Annotated in this window: 17 protein-coding genes; 1 reads left to right on the forward strand and 16 read right to left on the reverse strand. The window is 63.6% G+C overall.

Annotation, left to right across the window (positions count from 1 at the left end):
• Positions 1-32: 32 nt before the first annotated feature.
• The 10 genes from hflX to ndk all read right to left on the reverse strand — a co-directional run bounded on the left by hflX (position 33) and on the right by ndk (position 11,315).
• Positions 33-1,220 carry a GTPase HflX gene (gene hflX / locus F6X37_RS21245; protein ID WP_187612661.1) on the reverse strand — a complete coding sequence of 396 codons (1,188 nt, stop codon included), beginning with the start codon at positions 1,218-1,220 and terminating at the stop codon, positions 33-35.
• 57 nt (positions 1,221-1,277) lie between these two features.
• Positions 1,278-1,514 carry an RNA chaperone Hfq gene (gene hfq, locus F6X37_RS21250; protein WP_006051315.1) on the reverse strand — a complete coding sequence of 79 codons (237 nt, stop codon included), beginning with the start codon at positions 1,512-1,514 and terminating at the stop codon, positions 1,278-1,280.
• A 175-nt stretch (positions 1,515-1,689) separates the two neighbouring features.
• Entirely contained in the window at positions 1,690-3,027 is a 1,338-nt protein-coding gene (der, locus tag F6X37_RS21255; RefSeq protein ID WP_187612662.1) for a ribosome biogenesis GTPase Der, read from the reverse strand.
• Between the two features lie 470 nt (positions 3,028-3,497).
• Positions 3,498-4,643 (reverse strand): outer membrane protein assembly factor BamB, encoded by a 1,146-nt coding sequence (gene bamB / locus F6X37_RS21260; RefSeq protein ID WP_184057293.1) that lies wholly within the window; start codon positions 4,641-4,643, stop codon positions 3,498-3,500.
• A gap of 79 nt (positions 4,644-4,722) precedes the next feature.
• Entirely contained in the window at positions 4,723-5,352 is a 630-nt protein-coding gene (locus tag F6X37_RS21265) for a YfgM family protein (protein WP_090800729.1), read from the reverse strand.
• 66 nt (positions 5,353-5,418) lie between these two features.
• Entirely contained in the window at positions 5,419-6,759 is a 1,341-nt protein-coding gene (gene hisS, locus F6X37_RS21270) for a histidine--tRNA ligase (protein WP_090800731.1), read from the reverse strand.
• Positions 6,760-6,779: 20 nt separating this feature from the next.
• A complete protein-coding gene (gene ispG / locus F6X37_RS21275) occupies positions 6,780-8,096 on the reverse strand; it encodes a flavodoxin-dependent (E)-4-hydroxy-3-methylbut-2-enyl-diphosphate synthase (RefSeq protein ID WP_090800733.1) in 1,317 nt (438 codons plus the stop codon).
• Between the two features lie 85 nt (positions 8,097-8,181).
• Complete coding sequence (locus F6X37_RS21280; RefSeq protein ID WP_187612663.1) at positions 8,182-9,306, reverse strand: helix-turn-helix domain-containing protein; 1,125 nt, start codon at positions 9,304-9,306, stop codon at positions 8,182-8,184.
• A 221-nt stretch (positions 9,307-9,527) separates the two neighbouring features.
• A complete protein-coding gene (rlmN, locus tag F6X37_RS21285; RefSeq protein WP_187612664.1) occupies positions 9,528-10,679 on the reverse strand; it encodes a 23S rRNA (adenine(2503)-C(2))-methyltransferase RlmN in 1,152 nt (383 codons plus the stop codon).
• Positions 10,680-10,889: 210 nt separating this feature from the next.
• The gene (gene ndk / locus F6X37_RS21290) at positions 10,890-11,315 is read right to left on the reverse strand and encodes a nucleoside-diphosphate kinase (protein WP_187612665.1); all 426 of its coding nucleotides are present in this window, start codon (positions 11,313-11,315) and stop codon (positions 10,890-10,892) included.
• Positions 11,316-11,582: 267 nt separating this feature from the next.
• On the opposite strand from ndk, the gene F6X37_RS21295 reads away from it, so the two are divergent.
• Positions 11,583-12,281: a Bax inhibitor-1/YccA family protein gene (locus F6X37_RS21295; RefSeq protein ID WP_090800739.1), complete on the forward strand. Its 699-nt coding sequence runs from the start codon at positions 11,583-11,585 to the stop codon at positions 12,279-12,281.
• 145 nt (positions 12,282-12,426) lie between these two features.
• On the opposite strand, the gene F6X37_RS21300 is transcribed toward F6X37_RS21295, so the two are convergent.
• From F6X37_RS21300 to F6X37_RS21325, 6 genes are all read right to left on the reverse strand, one after another.
• Positions 12,427-13,200: an MBL fold metallo-hydrolase gene (locus F6X37_RS21300; RefSeq protein ID WP_090800741.1), complete on the reverse strand. Its 774-nt coding sequence runs from the start codon at positions 13,198-13,200 to the stop codon at positions 12,427-12,429.
• An 8-nt stretch (positions 13,201-13,208) separates the two neighbouring features.
• Positions 13,209-14,348 carry an outer membrane protein assembly factor BamC gene (gene bamC / locus F6X37_RS21305; protein ID WP_184048909.1) on the reverse strand — a complete coding sequence of 380 codons (1,140 nt, stop codon included), beginning with the start codon at positions 14,346-14,348 and terminating at the stop codon, positions 13,209-13,211.
• 123 nt (positions 14,349-14,471) lie between these two features.
• On the reverse strand, positions 14,472-15,389 hold the full coding sequence (gene dapA, locus F6X37_RS21310) for a 4-hydroxy-tetrahydrodipicolinate synthase (protein ID WP_090800745.1): 918 nt from the start codon (positions 15,387-15,389) through the stop codon (positions 14,472-14,474).
• A 43-nt stretch (positions 15,390-15,432) separates the two neighbouring features.
• Entirely contained in the window at positions 15,433-16,035 is a 603-nt protein-coding gene (locus F6X37_RS21315; RefSeq protein ID WP_187612666.1) for a class I SAM-dependent methyltransferase, read from the reverse strand.
• Between the two features lie 28 nt (positions 16,036-16,063).
• The gene (locus F6X37_RS21320; protein ID WP_187612667.1) at positions 16,064-17,266 is read right to left on the reverse strand and encodes a tryptophan--tRNA ligase; all 1,203 of its coding nucleotides are present in this window, start codon (positions 17,264-17,266) and stop codon (positions 16,064-16,066) included.
• A 6-nt stretch (positions 17,267-17,272) separates the two neighbouring features.
• Positions 17,273-17,935, reverse strand: coding sequence for a site-2 protease family protein (locus tag F6X37_RS21325; protein WP_090800750.1), 663 nt, complete (start codon positions 17,933-17,935; stop codon positions 17,273-17,275).
• Positions 17,936-17,963: the final 28 nt, after the last annotated feature.

A 17,963-nucleotide genomic window follows, 5' to 3' on the forward strand; every position in this document is an offset into this window, starting at 1 on the left:
TAGACAGCGGGTCAGTGCAATTTTGGAACGGGTCAGTGCCCGAGTTCTGGAACCTTGTGGTCGTCGCGCAGTTGCGCCGGGCGGTCATCTTGCGACGCATCGAACGGCATGTCGGCAAGCGGTTCGGCTGTAGCGATTTCGGCGATGGCAGCGCGCAATGCATCCAGCCCCTGCCCGGTGCGCGCGCTCAAAAAGACGCGCGAAATATTACCATACTCGTCCCGCTCGACCGCGTCGCCACGGGCTGCCAGCTCTGGCACCGCGTCGATCTTGTTGAACACGAGCACCTGACGGATCGTGTCCGCGCCGATCGCGTGCAACACCTCGTTGACCTGATCGATCTGGTCGAGCCGCACCGCGCTCGATGCATCGACGACATGCAGCAGCAGGTCCGCGTGAATGGTTTCCTCGAGCGTCGCGCGGAACGCGGCGACGAGCTGGTGCGGCAGCTCGCGGATGAAACCGACGGTATCGGACACCACCACCTGCCCCGCTTCGTCGCCCAGATACACGCGCCGCGAGGTGGTATCGAGCGTGGCGAACAACTGGTCGGCGGCATACGCCTGCGCCTTGGTCAGCGCGTTGAAGAGCGTCGATTTGCCGGCGTTGGTGTAGCCGACGAGCGACACCGACACCGTCTGGTTGCGATGCCGCGCCCGGCGTTGCGTGCCATGCTGGCGGCGCAGCTTGTCGAGGCGGATCTTGAGCGCCTTGATGCGCTCGCCGATGAGCCGGCGGTCGGTTTCGAGCTGCGTCTCGCCTGGACCGCGCAATCCGATACCGCCCTTCTGACGTTCGAGGTGGGTCCACGCGCGAATCAGCCGGGTCGACAGATATTGCAGCTGCGCGAGTTCGACCTGCAGCTTGCCTTCGTGGCTGCGCGCGCGCTGCGCGAAAATGTCGAGGATCAGACTGGTGCGATCGACCACGCGCCGATTAAGCGCCCGCTCCAGATTGCGCTGCTGCGCAGGCGCCAGAGCATGGTTGAAGATCACGAGTTCGATGTCGTTTGCTTCGCACGCAAGGCGCAATTCTTCGGCCTTGCCGCTGCCGACGAACATCTTCGCGTCGGGACTGGAACGGCGTCCGGTGAGGGTGACCAGGGGGTTCGCGCCCGCGCTGTGCGCGAGCAGGCTGAGTTCTTCGAGACTGGCTTCGAAATCGATCTTGCCGAAGTCGATGCCAACAAGCGCTGCATTGATCAAATTGGAGGGTATCAAAATGACGCGGCCGGGAGTGATCGCCAACGGGCGACAGTGTGCCGGCCGCGGCGAGGGTTAGGACTGTTCGGAATCCGGGTGGAAATTCACCGGACGGGCAGGCACGACCGTCGAAATGGCGTGCTTGTAGACCATCTGGGTGACCGTATTCCGGAGCAACACGACGTACTGGTCGAACGATTCGATGTTCCCTTGAAGCTTGATGCCGTTGACCAGGTAGATCGACACCGGCACATGCTCTTTACGCAGTGCGTTCAAAAACGGGTCTTGTAACAATTGCCCTTTGTTGCTCATAGCAAACTCCGTATTTTTTTGCAGGTTGACTGAATTGACGGCGAAGAAAAAGAGATCCGCCGCCAACCGCTACACTATAGCTGATTTTCATTTCGACGCGCGGGCCCGGGACCCCCGGCCAAACCCAGCATACACGCGGGTTTCAGCCCAGCTTTAAGACCAGCTTCAGCTTGCTTCAGCCTTTGTCCGCGTAAGGGTTCGTCGACGATCTGAACTCTATTCGCAATGGAGTCCCCGTCAGCTTGAAAGTTTCCCGGAAGCGATTTTCGAGGTATCGCTTATACGTGTCGGTGATCGCGTCGAGCGCATTGCCGTGAATCACGATAATCGGCGGATTCTGTCCGCCCTGGTGTGCGTAACGCAGCTTCGGACGCACTGGACCGCGACGGCGCGGCTGCTGGAATTCGACCGCCTCGATCAGCGCGCGCGTCAGCTTCGGCGTCGGCAGCTTCGACATCGCGGCCGTGTACGCGTCGTCGACCGAACGCATCAGCGGCCCGATTCCGGTTTTTTCCGCGGCGGAAATGAAATGGAATTTGGCGAAGTCCAGAAATTTTAGTTTGCGTTCGAGGTCGGCTTTGGTGCGCTCGCGCACATGCGGATCGAGACCGTCCCATTTGTTCACGCCAACCACCAGCGCGCGGCCCTGCTCGACGACGAAGCCAGCGATGTGCGCATCCTGATCCGAGATGTCCTGACGCGCGTCGAGCAGCAGGATCACGACGTTCGCATCGGAGATCGACTGCAGCGTCTTCACGACCGAGAACTTTTCGATCGCCTCGAACACCTTGCCGCGGCGGCGCAGGCCGGCCGTGTCGATCAGCGTATACGGCTTGCCGTTGCGCTCGAAATCGACGTAGATCGAGTCGCGCGTAGTGCCGGGCATGTCGAACGCGATCACGCGCTCTTCGCCGACCAGCGCATTGATCAGCGTCGACTTACCAACGTTCGGCCGGCCGACGATGGCGATCTTCACGCCGCGCGCTCCCTTGTCTTCCTCGCTCTCTTCCGGCTGACCGGCATACGCGACTTCGAGCGCCTCGTTGATCATGTCGGTGACGCCGTCGCCGTGCGCGGCCGAAATCGCGCGCGGATCGCCGAGACCGAGTTCGTAAAAGTCGGCCGCGACGTTGGCGTACTTCATGCCCTCGGCCTTGTTCACGACGAGGAAGATCGGCCGGCCGACCTTGCGCAGATAGTCGGCGATCGACTTGTCCTGCGGCGCGAGACCGTTGCGCCCATCGACGATGAACACGACGACGTCCGACTCCTCGACCGCCTGGCGGGTCTGGCGCGCCATCTCGTGCAGGATGCCGTCTTTCGCGACCGGCTCGAAGCCGCCGGTGTCGACGACCAGATACGGCCGCTCGCCGGCGCGTCCTTCGCCGTAATGGCGATCGCGCGTGAGACCGGGCAGGTCGGCAACCAGCGCGTCACGCGAACGCGTAAGGCGGTTGAACAGCGTGGATTTCCCCACATTGGGGCGCCCAACGAGGGCAATAACGGGTTTCATCTGATGTTGTTCACGGTGAAACGCGGGATCGCAATCGATCGCGCGCGTAGCGACGCCAGGCGGCCGCCACGGGGTGGCGTTCTGACGAAATTATCACGAATTCAGCCTGCTCCGGATGCGCGATCGATATGCGCATCCAGGCGGACGGGCGTGGGCTGCCCAGACGCCGCCGGGGGCGCCTGCTTCAGACCGGGCTGCTCGACGGCTGACGCGCTCGTGTTCGAGGGCGTCTTTAATTTGCAAGGCCGCCGACGAAGCGCACGCGCCGCCTTGCATGCCGGCGGCCACAGCCTCGATCCGACTTGCCGGACCAGCCCGTCCGGCGATTTTTTCTATTGAGCCTGCCCGATCACGCGACGGGCAGCGTGGCAACCCGACGCAGGAGCCGCACGCCAAAGCCAGCGCAGACTTCAATTAAAAAGCGCGCGGCCGGCAAAGCCGGCCTGCGCGCCTGACATCATCTATCGCGATCAGCGCGGACGATAGCCGAACAGGCCGCCGTCGCGCGTCTGTACGACCAGCGTGTCGCCAGCCAGCACCGGCGCCGCGGTAATCGCGCTGCCGTCGGTCTTCACTCGTGCGACGAGCGTGCCGTCGACGGTCGACAGGAAATGCACGAAGCCCTTGTAGTCGCCGAACACGGCCGCGCGGCCGAGCAGCGTCGGCACGCTCAGGTCGCGGTTCTTCAGCGTGTCGTTCTTCCACAGCACCGAGCCGTTGTTCACGTCGAATGCGGACACGACCGACCAGTCGTCGGCGGCGACCACGCTGCGCTCATCCTGCGCGAGGCCGGTCGTGCTCGAGAACGGCTTGCCCCACAGCGCGCGGCCCGAGTTGGCGTCGAAACAGCCAATCTGGCCCTGGAACGTCACCGCGCAGGTCTCCGAACCCACCAGCGTGGGCGGGCCGGTCACGTCGTTGATACGCTCGACCTCGGTCACGCCCTTCGGATACGACACCGGCGTCTGCCAGTAGGCGTCGCCCGTCTGCAAGTTGATCGCGGCGAACGAGCCGCCCGGGAAGCCGGCCAGCACGGCCGCGTCACCTGCGAACGTCATGCCCGACGACACGCGCAGGTTCAGCGGCACGGCGCGGTTGCGGAAGTTCCACTTCTGCTCGCCGGTTTGCGCGTTGAACGCGACGATCTGGCCGTCGATCGTGCGCACGATCACGAGGCCGTTGCCAACGAGCGGCGGCGTAATGATCTCGCCCGGCGCCTTCGCGGTCCACAGCTGCTTGCCGTCCGCGCCTAGCACGTACACGTCGCCCTTCAAGCCGCCGACCGCGGTGAGCGTGCCATCGCTGCCGACGCCCGCCGACAGATCATCGTGCAACTTGACGCGCCACACGTCCTTGCCCGTTTGCGCGTCGATCTTGGCGACCGTGCCATTCGTGCCGGCAGCATACACGGCATTGCCGAGCGCAACCGGCGAGAACAGGTAGCGGCCCGCCTTGCCGACGCTCGCCGACCAGGACTGCTGCACGTCGAGCACGGGTTTGAACTCGGTGAGCGGCGTCGGCACACGGCGCTCGTCTTTCGTGGATGAGCAAGCCGCCAGCGTGAGAACGGTCATCGCACAGATAACGGGCACGGCGTAACGTTTCAGCAGATTCATCGGTGGACGAAGCATTCAGGAAATTGGATTAAAGGAGACCGCCTTGCGGTCGTGGCTCGCGGCGCGCCGCGCGGGACGCTCAGCCGCCAAGCGCATCCAGCTTGAACTGGATCAGCTGGCGCGCCGAACTGTCGCTGTTCGACAGCGAGTCGAGCGCGAGCTTGTAGGCCGCGCGCGCGTCGTCGCGCTTGCCCTGGGCGGCGAGCAGGTCGCCGCGGCGGTCCGCCACGACGCCCTTGAAGGCATCGGATTGTGGCTCGGCCAGGAGCGCGAGGCCCTGGTCGTATGCCTTGTCGTCGAGCAGCAGCGATGCCATGCGCAGCTTCGCGATCTGCTTGAACTCGTCGTCCTTCGCGTGATCGATCGTCCATTGCAACTGCGCTTTCGCGCCGGCTTCGTCGCCAGCGGCGTACAGCGCCTTGGCGGCGCCCAGCGCGGTCATCTGCGCGTAGGCAGTGCGGCCGAACTTGTCTTCCATGTCGGCGGCGACGCGCGCAATCTGCGCCTTATCGCCCGATGCCGCGGCTTGCTGAACCTGGTCATACAGCACCGCGGCTTCCGCGGCCTGACGACGCTGCCAGAAATTCCAGCCGTTCCAGCTCGCGCCTGCCAGCAACACCACCAGCACGATCCACGTGGTCGCATTGCCCCACTGCGTCCACCATGCCTTCAGACTTTCGATCGATTCTTGTTCGTCGTGGTAACTCATTGCCCGGCGATTTCCTCATTCTTGCTACGTGTGCGTGTCGAGCCAGCCGGCCCAACGACATCGCGATCAGTCGTCGCCGTCTTCGGCGGATGCAACCATCGCATTGATTAGATATTCGGTCAAGTCTTCGGCGGGCACGTTCTGTTGCTCGTTCTTACCGCCGTGGGCTTGCGTATCGCGCAGCGGTTTCACGCCGACCGTGCCGTTGGCGATCTCATCTTCGCCGAGCACGACCGCGAACGCGGCGCCGCTCGCGTCGGCGCGCTTCATCTGCGACTTGAAGCTTGCCGACTGACCGTCCGCGCTGCAATGCAGGATCACGTCGAGACCGGTATCGCGCAGACGCTCGGCGATGATGAACGCCTGCTCGCGCGCGGTGTCGCCCTGATGGACCACGTACACGTCGCAACCTTCGTCTTCCGGCACGAGCTGTTCTTCCTTCAGCAGCTCGAGAATCCGCTCGACGCCCATCGCCCAGCCGCACGCAGCCGTCGGCTTGCCGCCGAGCTGTTCGATCAGCGGATCGTAGCGGCCGCCCGCCGCGACCGTGCCTTGCGCGCCGAGTTTGTCGGTCACCCACTCGAACACGGTCAGATTGTAGTAATCGAGACCGCGCACGAGACGCGGATTGATCGTGAACGGAAGGTTGTTCGCCTTCAGCAGACGCTGCAGAGCTTCGAAGTGCGCGCGCGATTCTTCCCCAAGAAAATCGATCAGCTTCGGCGCGTTCCGCGCAACTTCCTGCAGCGCAGGATTCTTCGTATCGAGCACGCGCAGCGGGTTCGTATAGAGACGGCGCTTCGCGTCTTCGTCGAGCACGTCCATGTGCTTTTCGAGATACGCGATCAGTTCGACACGATGCGCGGCGCGCTCTTCAGCGAGGCCCAGCGAGTTGATTTCGAGCTTGATGCCAGTCAGGCCGAGGTCGTCCCACAGACGCTGGCACATCATGATGATTTCCGCGTCCGCATCCGGACCCGCGAAACCGAGCGCCTCGACACCGACCTGGTGGAACTGGCGATAACGGCCGCGCTGCGGACGCTCGTGACGGAACATCGGACCGATATACCACAGACGCTTCGGGCCATCGTACAGCATGTTGTGTTCGATCGACGCGCGCACCACGGCCGCCGTGTTTTCCGGGCGCATCGTCAGGTTTTCGCCGTTCAATGCGTCGGTGAAGCTGTACATCTCTTTTTCGACGATGTCGGTCACTTCGCCGATACCGCGTGTGAACAGCTGCGTATGCTCGACGATCGGCGTGCGGATATTCTGGTATCCGTACGAACGCAGCATCGACTTGACGGTGGTTTCGAAAAATTCCCAGAGCCCGGCTTCCTGCGGAAGGATGTCGTTCATGCCCTTCACGCCAGACAGCTTCTCGAGCTTTTTCTTCTGTTCAGTCATCTGTGTTTCGATAGCGGTTTTTAGTTGAGCGCGTCGGCGCGGCCATAGCGGCGCTCGACGTAGTCGCTCACGATTTGCTGGAATTCTTGCGCGATGTTCTCGCCGCGCAGCGTCTTCACCTTTTCGCCGTCGATGAACACCGGCGCGGCCGGATTCTCGCCCGAGCCCGGCAGGCTGATGCCGATATTCGCCTGCTTCGATTCGCCCGGACCATTGACGATGCAGCCCATCACCGCGACGTGCATCTGCTCGACGCCGGGATACTGGTCGCGCCACACCGGCATCTGCTGACGCAGGTAGGTCTGGATCTGCGACGCGAGTTCCTGGAACAGCGTGCTCGTGGTGCGCCCGCAGCCGGGGCACGCGATCACCATCGGCGTGAACGACCGGAGGCCCATGGTCTGCAGAATCTCCTGACCGACGATCACTTCGCCTGTGCGCGACGCGCCCGGTTCCGGCGTCAGCGAAATACGGATCGTATCGCCGATGCCCTGCTGCAGCAGAACCGACAGCGCCGCGGTTGACGCGACGATGCCCTTCGAACCCATGCCCGCTTCGGTCAGGCCAAGATGCAGCGCGAAATCGCAACGGCGCGCGAGTTCGCGGTACACGGCAATCAGATCCTGCACGCCGCTGACCTTGCACGACAGGATGATCTGGTCGCGCCCGAGGCCGAGTTCGACCGCACGTTCCGCCGAGCCGATCGCCGACTGGATCAGCGCTTCGTACATCACGCTTTGCGCTTCCCACGGAGTGGCGCGCGAGCCGTTTTCGTCCATCATCTTCGCGAGCAGGTCCTGGTCGAGGCTGCCCCAGTTCACGCCGATGCGCACCGGCTTGTCGTATTTGACCGCCGTCTCGATCATCTGCGCGAACTGCGTGTCGCGCTTCGCGCCGTGCCCGACGTTGCCCGGATTGATCCGGTACTTCGACAGCGATTCCGCGCAGCCCGGATAGTCGCGCAGCAGCAGGTGGCCGTTGTAATGGAAGTCGCCGACGAGCGGCACCATCACGCCCATGCGGTCGAGTTGCTCGCGGATCGCCGGCACGGCCGCCGCCGCTTCCGGCGTATTCACGGTGATACGCACCAGTTCGGACCCGGCTTGCGCCAGTTCCTTGATCTGGATAGCGGTACCGATCACGTCGGCGGTGTCGGTGTTGGTCATCGACTGCACGCGCACCGGCGCATCGCCGCCGATGGTCACGAGCTCGCCGCCCCAGCGGACGTTGACCGCATGCGACTTGCGCCGCATCGCGGGGCCGCCGAACACCGGCTCGTCTGAAACGATCTTGCTACAGGATTGGGATTGAGCGTCGGTTTGCATCGAAAAACCCATTTACGCCGCACGCGCTATGCAAAAACGCAGCGCCTGAATTGAAAAAGCGCCGCGGACCGGTTGACCGCGGCGCGTACCGTATCTGTCAAGGCAGCGCAAAGCGCGCCACGTTGCCCTTGGCTGTCGCATATTTCGAGGGATCGACCGGCTGGCCGTCGAGCGTCACCGACTCGAGACCCGCCTTGTTGCCGACCGTGACCTTGAACGGACCGACACCCGTCACTTGCTTCGGATCGCCGGCATGCACGAGGCCGGAGAACAGTTCCTTGCCGTTCTTGTCACGCACGCTGAACCAGCTGTCCTGCGTCACGCGCAGCGCGACGACCGCCTCGCCGAGCGCTGGCGTGACCGCCGGTGCCGACGCGTTCGCCACGACTGCCGGTGCATTTGCGCTCTCCATGGCGGCCTGTGCCTGAGCCTGCGAGCCGGCCTTCGGTGCCGGCGTTGCCGCTGGATTCGCTGCCGGGGCCGAGCCCGGCGCGGTGCCAGTGGCAAGCGGAGCCGGCATCGGCGTTGCCGACGCAGACGCCGCGCTATCCGCGCTCGCCGCGTTGTCAGCCGTGGCCGCCGCGTCCGGCGCCGATGCCCCTTGCGCCGCCGTCGCCGGACCCTTAGCGACCGCGCCCGAAGCCGCCGTGTCGCTGATAGTCGAACTATTCGCGCTTGCCTTCAGGCGCGCAAGCCACGCGGACGAATCACCGCCGTTAGTGCGCCACATCCCGAGTGCGATGACCGCGACGACGATCGCCGCAATGCCCCACAGCCACGAACGGCTCTTATGCCCGCTGTCGCCGAGCGACAGCGAAACCTTGCCGCGCGGCAGATCCTTGCCCGATGACGCCGGCATCGACAGATTCGGCGCCGGCACGCCCTTCTCGCGACGCAGCGCCGCCGTAAAAGGCGCCGGATCGGCGCCCAGCATTTTCGCGTAGCTGCGCACGACGCCGAGTGCGAACGTCGTGTCCGGCAGATGGCTGACGTCGCCCGCCTCGAGCGCGCTCAGCTTGACGACCGACACCTTCAGCCGCGCCGACACGTCCTCGATAGTCCAGCCTTTCGCCTCGCGCAACTGGGTCAAGCGCGCGCCAACCGCTGCCAACGAATCAAGGGCCGGCTGCACGACAGGCTGGACCACCGCCCTTGCAACGGGTGCCGGATGGCCATCGCTCGTGTCTGTCTCGTGCGGCTGCGGGTGCTGCGGCTCACTCATCCCAAATCCTTTCGCGTCGATTCTTTTAATCGTGCGACCGGACGGGCTCGAGCGTCACGTCCAAATCGCAGACCGTTTATAACAAAATGTGCGGCTTTGTGTACCGCTCCCGATCGATTCTGCAAACTTTCTTTTAATCGCCGGTGGCATGCGAGCATTTTTGCGCTCGCGGTACTTTCCGCCGAACGCCGACGCCCTGCCGCCCTCGCGATTACACGGCGTTACACGGCGCGAACCTCGATCACCTTCGCCGCCTTCCCGGTGCGCTCAGCAAGACGCGTGCGGTCTTTCACCGCGCCGGCCAGCTGACCGCAGGCAGCATCGATATCGTCGCCGCGGGTCTTGCGCACAGTGGTGACCACGCCAGCGTCCATCAACACCTGCGCAAACCGCTTGATCTGTTCCGGCTTCGAACGGATAAGGCCCGATTCGGGGAACGGATTGAACGGAATCAGATTGAACTTGCACGGCACGTTACGCGTGACGGCGAGCAACTCGCGCGCGTGCGCCTCGCTGTCGTTCACGCCATCGAGCATGCAGTATTCGAACGTAATGAAATCTCGCGGCGCGACTTTCAGATAGCGCTCGCACGCCGCCATCAGCTCGCGCAGCGGGTACTTTTTGTTGAGCGGCACCAGCACGTCGCGCAGCGCGTCGTTCGAGGCATGCAGCGACACCGCGAGCGCCACGGGCAGATCCGCGCCGAGCCGGTCCATCATCGGTACGACGCCCGAAGTGGACAACGTAACGCGCCGGCGCGACAGGCCGTACGCATTGTCGTCGAGCATCAGGCGCATGGCCGGCACGACCGCGTCGTAATTGAGCAGCGGCTCGCCCATCCCCATCATCACGACGTTCGTGACGACGCGCTCGCCCTTGCCGTCGCCCCCCATCGCGCGGCCGCCGGCATCACCACGCGACGCGCGCAGCGCAAACTCAGCCATGCGCAACTGGCCGATGATTTCGCCGGTGGTGAGATTGCGGGAGAACCCCTGCTTGCCGGTCGAGCAGAACCGGCAGTTGACCGCACACCCAGCCTGTGACGACATACACAGCGTGCCGCGCGTTTCTTCGGGGATGTAGACGGTTTCAACGGCGTTGCCGTTTCCGACGTCGATCAGCCACTTGCGTGTGCCGTCCGACGAAACGTGGTCGCTGACGACGCCCGGCATCGTGATCGCGGCGCGCCCTTTGAGCTTTTCGCGCAAGGACTTCGCGAGATCGGTCATGCCGTCGAAGTCGGCAGCGTTGTATTGATGAATCCAGCGCTGCAATTGCTTGGCGCGAAACGGTTTCTCGCCCAGGCTGTCGCAATAGGCGACGAGCCCTTGGGCGTCGAGGTCGAGAAGGTTGACGGAGGGACTGCTCGTCATATCGAATCCTGCCATTTCATTGCGAGACTACGTTCATGCAACAAGCTGCATGAACGCCGTGCCCGTTCGCGCCCATTCCTGCTGCTTTTACCTTACTACTTTGCCGTGCAACGCGCGCGATTCATGCGATAAAACAATTCGGCTGCACGAAGCGCGCCAGGCGGACACGGCTTACGACCGAGGCCAGTGCCTGACCTCAGCGCGAGGCGCTCAACGCGAGTAGACGTTGACTTGGGGGAAGAAGAATGCGATTTCAATCGCGGCCGTTTCCGGTGCGTCCGAGCCGTGCACCGCGTTGGCGTCGATGCTGTCCGCAAAGTCGGCACGGATCGTGCCCTTTTCTGCCTTCTTCGGGTCAGTCGCACCCATCAGATCACGGTGTTTCAGGATCGCGCTTTCGCCTTCCAGCGCCTGCACGACCACCGGACCCGAGATCATGAATTCGACGAGGTCCTTGAAGAACGGACGTGCTGCGTGCACGGCGTAGAACTTCTCGGCGTCAGCACGCGACAGATGAACCATGCGCGATGCCACGATCTTCAGACCAGCGTTTTCAAAACGGGTATAGATCTGGCCGATCACGTTCTTGGCCACTGCGTCCGGTTTGATAATCGACAGGGTGCGCTCGATCGCCATAAAAACTCCAAAAAATTAAGAAGTTACAGATTCAAATGAATCCGCTATTGTAGCATGTTCCCGTGCATCATTGCGATTGAACCCTTACAGCACTGAAAGGATCAAAGCAAAGGGCGCGAAATACTGGTAGCGTAGGCGATGTGGGCGACTGGAGGTATTGAAACTCCGTGCTGCCGCGCTAATCTTACGGATGAACGGTGCGCCGCCGGCGCTTCGCAAATTGCCGTATCACCATCACGAAACACGCTTCCGAGGTAAGGAGAGATCATGAACGAACATCCGTATATGTTTGGCCGCAACGGCGCGGTCAGCACGGTCGAAACACGCAACCGCGTGCTGCGGAATACCTACTGGCTGCTCGCGCTGTCCATGATTCCGACCGTGCTCGGCGCGTGGGTGGGTCTTGCCACCGGCTTCTCACTGTTTGCCGCCACCAGCCCCGCCATGAGCATGCTGGCATTCTTCGCGATCGCCTTCGGCTTCATGTTCGCGATCCAGCGCACCAAGGACAGCGCCGTCGGCGTCTTCGTACTGCTCGGCTTCACGTTCTTCATGGGGCTGATGCTGTCGCGCATTCTCGCGTTCGTGCTCGGCTTCTCGAACGGCCCGTCGCTGATCATGCTCGCTTTTGGTGGCACCGGTGTGATCTTCGCGGCCATGGCGACCATCGCCACGGTCAGCAAACGTGACTTCTCGGGCCTCGGCAAGTGGCTCTTCATGGGCGTGATCGTGATCCTGCTGGCTTCGGTCGCGAACGTGTTCCTGCAACTGCCGGCGCTGATGCTGACGGTTTCAGTCATGGCAATCGTGATCTTTTCCGTCTACATCATGTTCGACGTGCAGCGCGTCGTGAACGGCGGCGAGACGAATTACATCACGGCGACGCTGGCGATCTACCTGGATCTGTACAACGTGTTCGTCAATCTGCTTGCGCTGCTCGGCATTTTTGGCGGCAACCGCAATTAAGTTTGCCCGGTCGTGCGGCGTGCCCCACGCCGCACTCGACGCTCAAATTAGAAGCCCATAACGATTGCTCGTTATGGGCTTTTTCATTACCTGACCACCCGGCGCATGGCGTGCAGCGCGACCGGACGCCAACCGGGCGCCACAGTCACACCGTCAACCATGCGAAACCTTCGCTCTGCGACGCAACCACCACCTCCGTGGGAGCCGCGTCAAGCACGCCCGCCAGCGCCGCCTGCGCAAGTTCCGGCAGATTGTTCTGCTGGCTCAGATGCGCCGCGACCAGATGCCGCAAGCGCGAGCGGTCGAGCGACGCCAGGATTTCAGCCGCCGCGTGATTATTCAGATGCCCGTGATTGCCGCCGATACGCGCCTTCAGCGACGGCGGGTAACGACTGCCCGCGAGCATCTGCACGTCATGATTGCATTCGAGCACGAGCGCGTCGCAGCCACTCAGCACCGCGCTGATATGCGGCGTGGACGTGCCCACGTCGGTGAGCACGCCAAGCCGGCTCGCGCCGTTCGAGAACACGTATTGGAGCGGTTCGCGGGCGTCGTGCGGAACGGTATAAGGGAGAACGCTGAGCTCTCCGATCGATACCGCCTCGTCGCCCCACAGCACCTGCAGGTCAACATCGGCTTCGTCGGCGCCCACCGCGCGCGCGGTGCCCCAGCTCATGTACAGCGGAATCGACCACTTGCGCGCCAGCGTCAATGCGCTGCCGATGTGATCGCTATGTTCATGCGTAATCAGGATCGCGTCGAGGTGCTCGGCACTCGCGCCGAGCCGCGTCAGACGCCGCTCGACTTCGCGCGCGGAAAAACCGCAATCGAGCAGCACACGCGTGGTGACCGCACCGCTGCGCGCCTCCACCAGCAGCGCATTGCCTTCACTGCCGCTGCCGAGACTTGCGAAGCGCACGACCCGCCTTAGTTCAGTTGCGCGTGCAGCAGCGACACGATGCGCTGCGCGTCCGACGACGTGTCGATCTGCCCATTCGCGTCGACGACCGCGACCTGCGTCACCGCGTCGCCCTTCGCGCGCACGTTGACGAGGAATTCCTGGCCCGGCTTGCGCGTCGAATTGCCGCTGTAGAACAGTTTGCCGAACAGGCCTTCCTTCTTCAGTTCCTGCATCGAATCCGCGTAGCGCACGTAGTAGATGCCCTTCTCGCGATCGCGGTTGTCGACCGTAAAGTTGGTGCGATCGAGCGCGAGGCCCACACGCAGCCAGGCACGGTCGAACGACTCCTGCAGATCGAGCGTCGACGCACCCGCGTTCTGCTCGATCGTGGTCGGCGCGGCGGCGGTGCGCGCGTCGGTCAGCAACTGCTTCGATTGTGCTTCAGTCAGGCCGAACTTCTGCATCAGCTTGGCGAGAAACAGCGCCTCGAGCGCCGGATCACGCGGACGCTCTTCCCAGCGCGAAGACGTCTTGTCCTGCCCGGTCATCACCTCTTCCATCGCGCTGTGCGTGATCGAGATATCGGTCGCGCTGTCCGGACCGCGCGATACCAGCGTGCGGAAACTGTCGCGGGTGCCCGACGAATAGGCGAAGTCGATGACCTTGCCGACCGTGCGGCGGAACCAGTCGTCCGGAATGTTCGCGCGGTTTTCCGCCCAGTCGGTCGTCATGATGCCGGTGGCCGGCGCATCGGTCTTCAGCACGAAGCCGTTTTCCTGCCAGAACTCCTGCAGCTGCGGCCAGAGCTGTTCCGGGGAACGGCCGTCTACCACCAGCCAGCGACGGTCGCCGTCGCGCTCGATATGCATGCCGAGCGGATCCTGCGCGTTCGGCTGACCTTCGGTTGCGTTGCCGGCCGCCGTGACAGCGCGCGTCGGCGTGCCACCAAGCGCCAGATTGGCCGGCGGTGCCACATAGCGCTGGTCGTTCGGCGACGTGCTCAGATCGCTCGGCACGGCGAGCGGCGGCGCGCTCGAGGTCGCCTTGTAGTTGACGCGGTCGGAAGCGAACCAGTCGTTCAGCGTGTCACAGCCGGCGAGCGTCGACAGGGCAAGCGCCAGCGCCGCCATGCGGGTTGCGTGGAGGGAAAGTGCGGAACGTTTCATGAGGTCCTTCGTGATGCTGGAACGCGATGCCTCGTTCGATCTGCCGGGAACGTGGGCTGAAGCGACGTCGGTTAATGAAATGCCGGTGGCGGTCTTGCGTGGGCGGCGGGACGGTCGGCCCGTTCAGCCGAGCAGGCCCGCTTCGCGCAGCGCGCCGCGCACCACTTCGTGGTATTGCGCATCGAGCGGCGTGAGCGGCAGGCGGATGCCGCCCTGCACACGCCCCAGTTGCTGCAGCGCCCACTTCGCCGGAATCGGATTCGCTTCGGCAAACAGGTACTTGTGCAGTGACAGGAGTTTCAGATGAATCTCGCGCGCGGTCTTCACGTCCGCAGCGAGCGCGGCCTTGCACAGTTCGCTCATTGCGCGCGGCGCGACGTTCGCGGTGACCGAAATATTGCCGTGACCGCCGAGCAGCATCAGCGCGATCGCGGTGGGGTCGTCGCCGCTATAGATGCCGAAATGCGCCGGCGCCGACTTGATCAGATGCGCGGCGCGGTCGATGTTGCCCGTGGCCTCCTTCACGCCGACGATGCCCGGCACCTGTGCGCAGCGCAGGATGGTCTCGTTGCTCATGTCGGCGACGGTGCGTCCCGGCACGTTGTACAGAATCACTGGCAGATCGACGGTTTCGGCGATCTTCGCGAAATGGCGGTAAATGCCTTCCTGGGTCGGCTTGTTGTAGTACGGCACGACCTGCAGCGTGGCATCCGCGCCGACGTCCTTCGCGTGTTGCGTGAGTTCGATCGCCTCAGCGGTGGAATTGGCACCCGCGCCCGCGATGACAGGAATGCGTCCAGCGGTGTGCTCGACCGCGGTCTTGACCATCAGCACGTGTTCTTCGACCGACAGCGTGGCCGACTCGCCGCTCGTGCCGACCACGACGAGCGCATTCGTGCCTTCCTCGACGTGCCAGTCGATCAGTTTGCGAAACGCCGGCAGATCGAGGCTGCCGTCTTCGAGCATCGGAGTGATGATGGCAGGAATGCTGCCGCGGATCTGAACGCCGTCCTGGTGACCGCTGTGGTTGCCGTTAGTCATGAAACGCCATGAATATGATCAGGTAAACCGCGATTGTAGCGGATTAGCCAGCCAACTCGTAACAAGGTGGCGCTGTTGCCCGTGCGGGATCATGCGCCCGGGCCGTTTCCCGAACCGCGCAGATGCGCTGAACGTAGGCCGGACGCGGCTCGGCGAGAAATCCGTCCTGAAATGCGATCACCCGCAGGTGGCCCCGCACGGTGTCGAGCAGCTCGCCAGGCGCGAGCAAAAACGCCGGATTGGAGGGTTTGCCGACGCTTTCGTTTCCTTGCGCGAAGGTCTCGTAAACCAGTACGCCGCCGGGCGCGAGCGCGCGCAGCAACTGCGGAAAAAGCGGCCGGTGCAGGTAGTTGGTGACCACGACGGCGGCGAACGCCGCATCGGCCGGTAGTGGCCACGTCGCGGCTTCGAGATCGGCCACGAGAGGTGTGACGAGCGGCGCGTCGCGCAGCAGGTCGAGAGCAGCCGCGTCGCGATCGATCGCGGTGACCGGATGGCCGAGCGACGCAAAAAAGCGCGCATGCCGCCCGGCCCCCGACGCGACGTCGAGCACCGCGCCGCCCGGCGCGATCAGGTGCGCCCAGTGACGCACCCAGCGCGACGGTTCACCGAGGCCATGCAAGCCACTGGTAACGGGCGTGCTCATCGCTGCACCGCGGTGCGTCGGGTGCGCATCAGTTGTACGACAGCCCCATCGCCTCACGGACGTCGCGCATCGTTTCGGTCGCGAACCGGCGTGCCTTGTCGCAGCCATCGGCGACGATCGCGCGCAACAGCGACGGGTCGTCCATGTACTTCTGCGCGCGCTCGAGCATCGGCTGCTGCTCGCGCAGAATCCCTTCGACGACCGGCTGCTTGCAATCGAGGCAACCGATGCCTGCCGAGCGGCAGCCCTTCTGCACCCACTCGTGGGTCGCTTCGTCGGTATAGACCTGATGCAACTGCCACACCGGGCACTTGTCGGGATCGCCCGGATCGGTGCGGCGCACACGCGCGGGGTCGGTCGGCATCGTGCGGACCTTCTTCGTGATGGTTTCCGCGTCTTCGCGCAGGCCGATCGTGTTGCCGTACGACTTCGACATCTTCTGGCCGTCGAGACCCGGCATGCGCGACGCCTCGGTCAGCATCGCCTGCGGCTCGACGAGGATGATCTTGCGCGAACCTTCGAGATAGCCGAACAGGCGCTCGCGATCGCTCATCGACAGGCTTTGCGATTCCTGCAGCATCGCCCGCGCGCGTTCGAGCGCTTCGTCGTCGCCTTCCTGCTGATACGCGTTGCGCAACTCGTGATACAGCTTCGAGCGCTTGCCGCCGAGCTTCTTCGCGGCTTCGTTCGCCTTCTCCTCGAAGCCCGGCTCACGGCCGTACAGGTAGTTGAAACGACGGGCGATTTCGCGCGTCATCTCGACGTGCGGCACCTGGTCTTCACCGACCGGCACGAGCGAGCCGCGATACAGCAGAATGTCCGCCGCCATCAGCACCGGATAGCCGAGGAAGCCGTAGGTGGACAGGTCCTTGTCCTTCAGCTTTTCCATCTGCTCCTTGTAGGTCGGCACGCGTTCGAGCCAGCCGAGCGGCGTGCTCATGCCGAGCAGCAGCGCCAGCTCGGCATGCTCGGGCACCTTGCTCTGGATGAACAGCGTCGCCTGCGCCGGATCGATGCCGGAAGCGAGCCAGTCGATCAGCACGTCCCACACGCTCTTTTCGATCACTTCGGGCGTTTCGTAGTGCGTCGTCAGTGCGTGCCAGTCGACCACGCAGAAGAAGCACGGGTATTCGGACTGCAGCCGCACCCAGTTTTTCAGCACGCCGTGATAGTGGCCGAGGTGCAGCGACCCGGTGGGCCGCATGCCGGAGAAGATACGGTCTGGGAACATGGTTATTTAGAAAAGCGAAACAAGTGGAGTCAGAATTGCGGTGATCGCGCTATACCCGAGCGTCACGAGTGGCCTCAACCAGAAACGCGTGAGCGTACCCGTCATTACCAGCGCCATCACGATGAAAAAGCCGTACGGCTCGAGCCGCGACAACGCGATCGATTGCTTCGGCGGCAACAGGGCCATCACCACGCGGCCGCCATCGAGCGGCGGCAGCGGAAACAGGTTCAGCACGCCGAGCACGAGATTGACGCCGACGCCCGCGCCCGCCATGCGCGTGAAAAACGGTTCGTTGACATTGAGCCCCGCGAGCGCAACGCCGAACACGCCCCAGAACAGCGCCTGGATGAAATTGCACATGGGCCCGGCCGCCGCGACCCATAGGCTGCCCCAGCGCGGGTTGCGCAGATTGCCGAACGCGACCGGCACCGGCTTCGCATAGCCGAACACGAACGCGCCGCTCGTCGCGAAGTACAGCAGCAGCGGAATGGCAATCGTGCCGAGCGGATCGATGTGCCGCATCGGGTTCAGCGACACGCGGCCGAGCACGTACGCGGTGTTGTCGCCGAGCCAGCGCGCGACGTAGCCGTGCGCAGCCTCGTGCAGCGTAATCGCGAAGATCACCGGCAGCGCGTACACCGCAATCGTCTGTATCAGGGAAGAATCCATAGCTCGCTATTGTAACAATGCGCTCGCG

The sequence above is a fragment of the Paraburkholderia sp. 31.1 genome (assembly GCF_014397645.1).
Classification (GTDB): Bacteria; Pseudomonadota; Gammaproteobacteria; order Burkholderiales; family Burkholderiaceae; genus Paraburkholderia; species Paraburkholderia tuberum.

What these genes read in the sequence shown, in the direction of transcription:
- ndk (WP_187612665.1), bottom strand. Translation starts at nt 11,315, where the DNA reads ATGGCGATCGAGCGCACCCTGTCGATTATCAAACCGGACGCAGTGGCC.
- F6X37_RS21320 (WP_187612667.1), bottom strand. Translation starts at nt 17,266, where the DNA reads ATGTTCCCAGACCGTATCTTCTCCGGCATGCGGCCCACCGGGTCGCTG.
- bamC (WP_184048909.1), bottom strand. Translation starts at nt 14,348, where the DNA reads ATGAAACGTTCCGCACTTTCCCTCCACGCAACCCGCATGGCGGCGCTG.
- ispG (WP_090800733.1), bottom strand. Translation starts at nt 8,096, where the DNA reads ATGGGTTTTTCGATGCAAACCGACGCTCAATCCCAATCCTGTAGCAAG.
- F6X37_RS21295 (WP_090800739.1), top strand. Translation starts at nt 11,583, where the DNA reads ATGAACGAACATCCGTATATGTTTGGCCGCAACGGCGCGGTCAGCACG.
- hisS (WP_090800731.1), bottom strand. Translation starts at nt 6,759, where the DNA reads ATGACTGAACAGAAGAAAAAGCTCGAGAAGCTGTCTGGCGTGAAGGGC.
- rlmN (WP_187612664.1), bottom strand. Translation starts at nt 10,679, where the DNA reads ATGACGAGCAGTCCCTCCGTCAACCTTCTCGACCTCGACGCCCAAGGG.
- dapA (WP_090800745.1), bottom strand. Translation starts at nt 15,389, where the DNA reads ATGACTAACGGCAACCACAGCGGTCACCAGGACGGCGTTCAGATCCGC.
- F6X37_RS21315 (WP_187612666.1), bottom strand. Translation starts at nt 16,035, where the DNA reads ATGAGCACGCCCGTTACCAGTGGCTTGCATGGCCTCGGTGAACCGTCG.
- der (WP_187612662.1), bottom strand. Translation starts at nt 3,027, where the DNA reads ATGAAACCCGTTATTGCCCTCGTTGGGCGCCCCAATGTGGGGAAATCC.
- hfq (WP_006051315.1), bottom strand. Translation starts at nt 1,514, where the DNA reads ATGAGCAACAAAGGGCAATTGTTACAAGACCCGTTTTTGAACGCACTG.
- F6X37_RS21325 (WP_090800750.1), bottom strand. Translation starts at nt 17,935, where the DNA reads ATGGATTCTTCCCTGATACAGACGATTGCGGTGTACGCGCTGCCGGTG.
- F6X37_RS21280 (WP_187612663.1), bottom strand. Translation starts at nt 9,306, where the DNA reads ATGAGTGAGCCGCAGCACCCGCAGCCGCACGAGACAGACACGAGCGAT.
- bamB (WP_184057293.1), bottom strand. Translation starts at nt 4,643, where the DNA reads ATGAATCTGCTGAAACGTTACGCCGTGCCCGTTATCTGTGCGATGACC.
- F6X37_RS21265 (WP_090800729.1), bottom strand. Translation starts at nt 5,352, where the DNA reads ATGAGTTACCACGACGAACAAGAATCGATCGAAAGTCTGAAGGCATGG.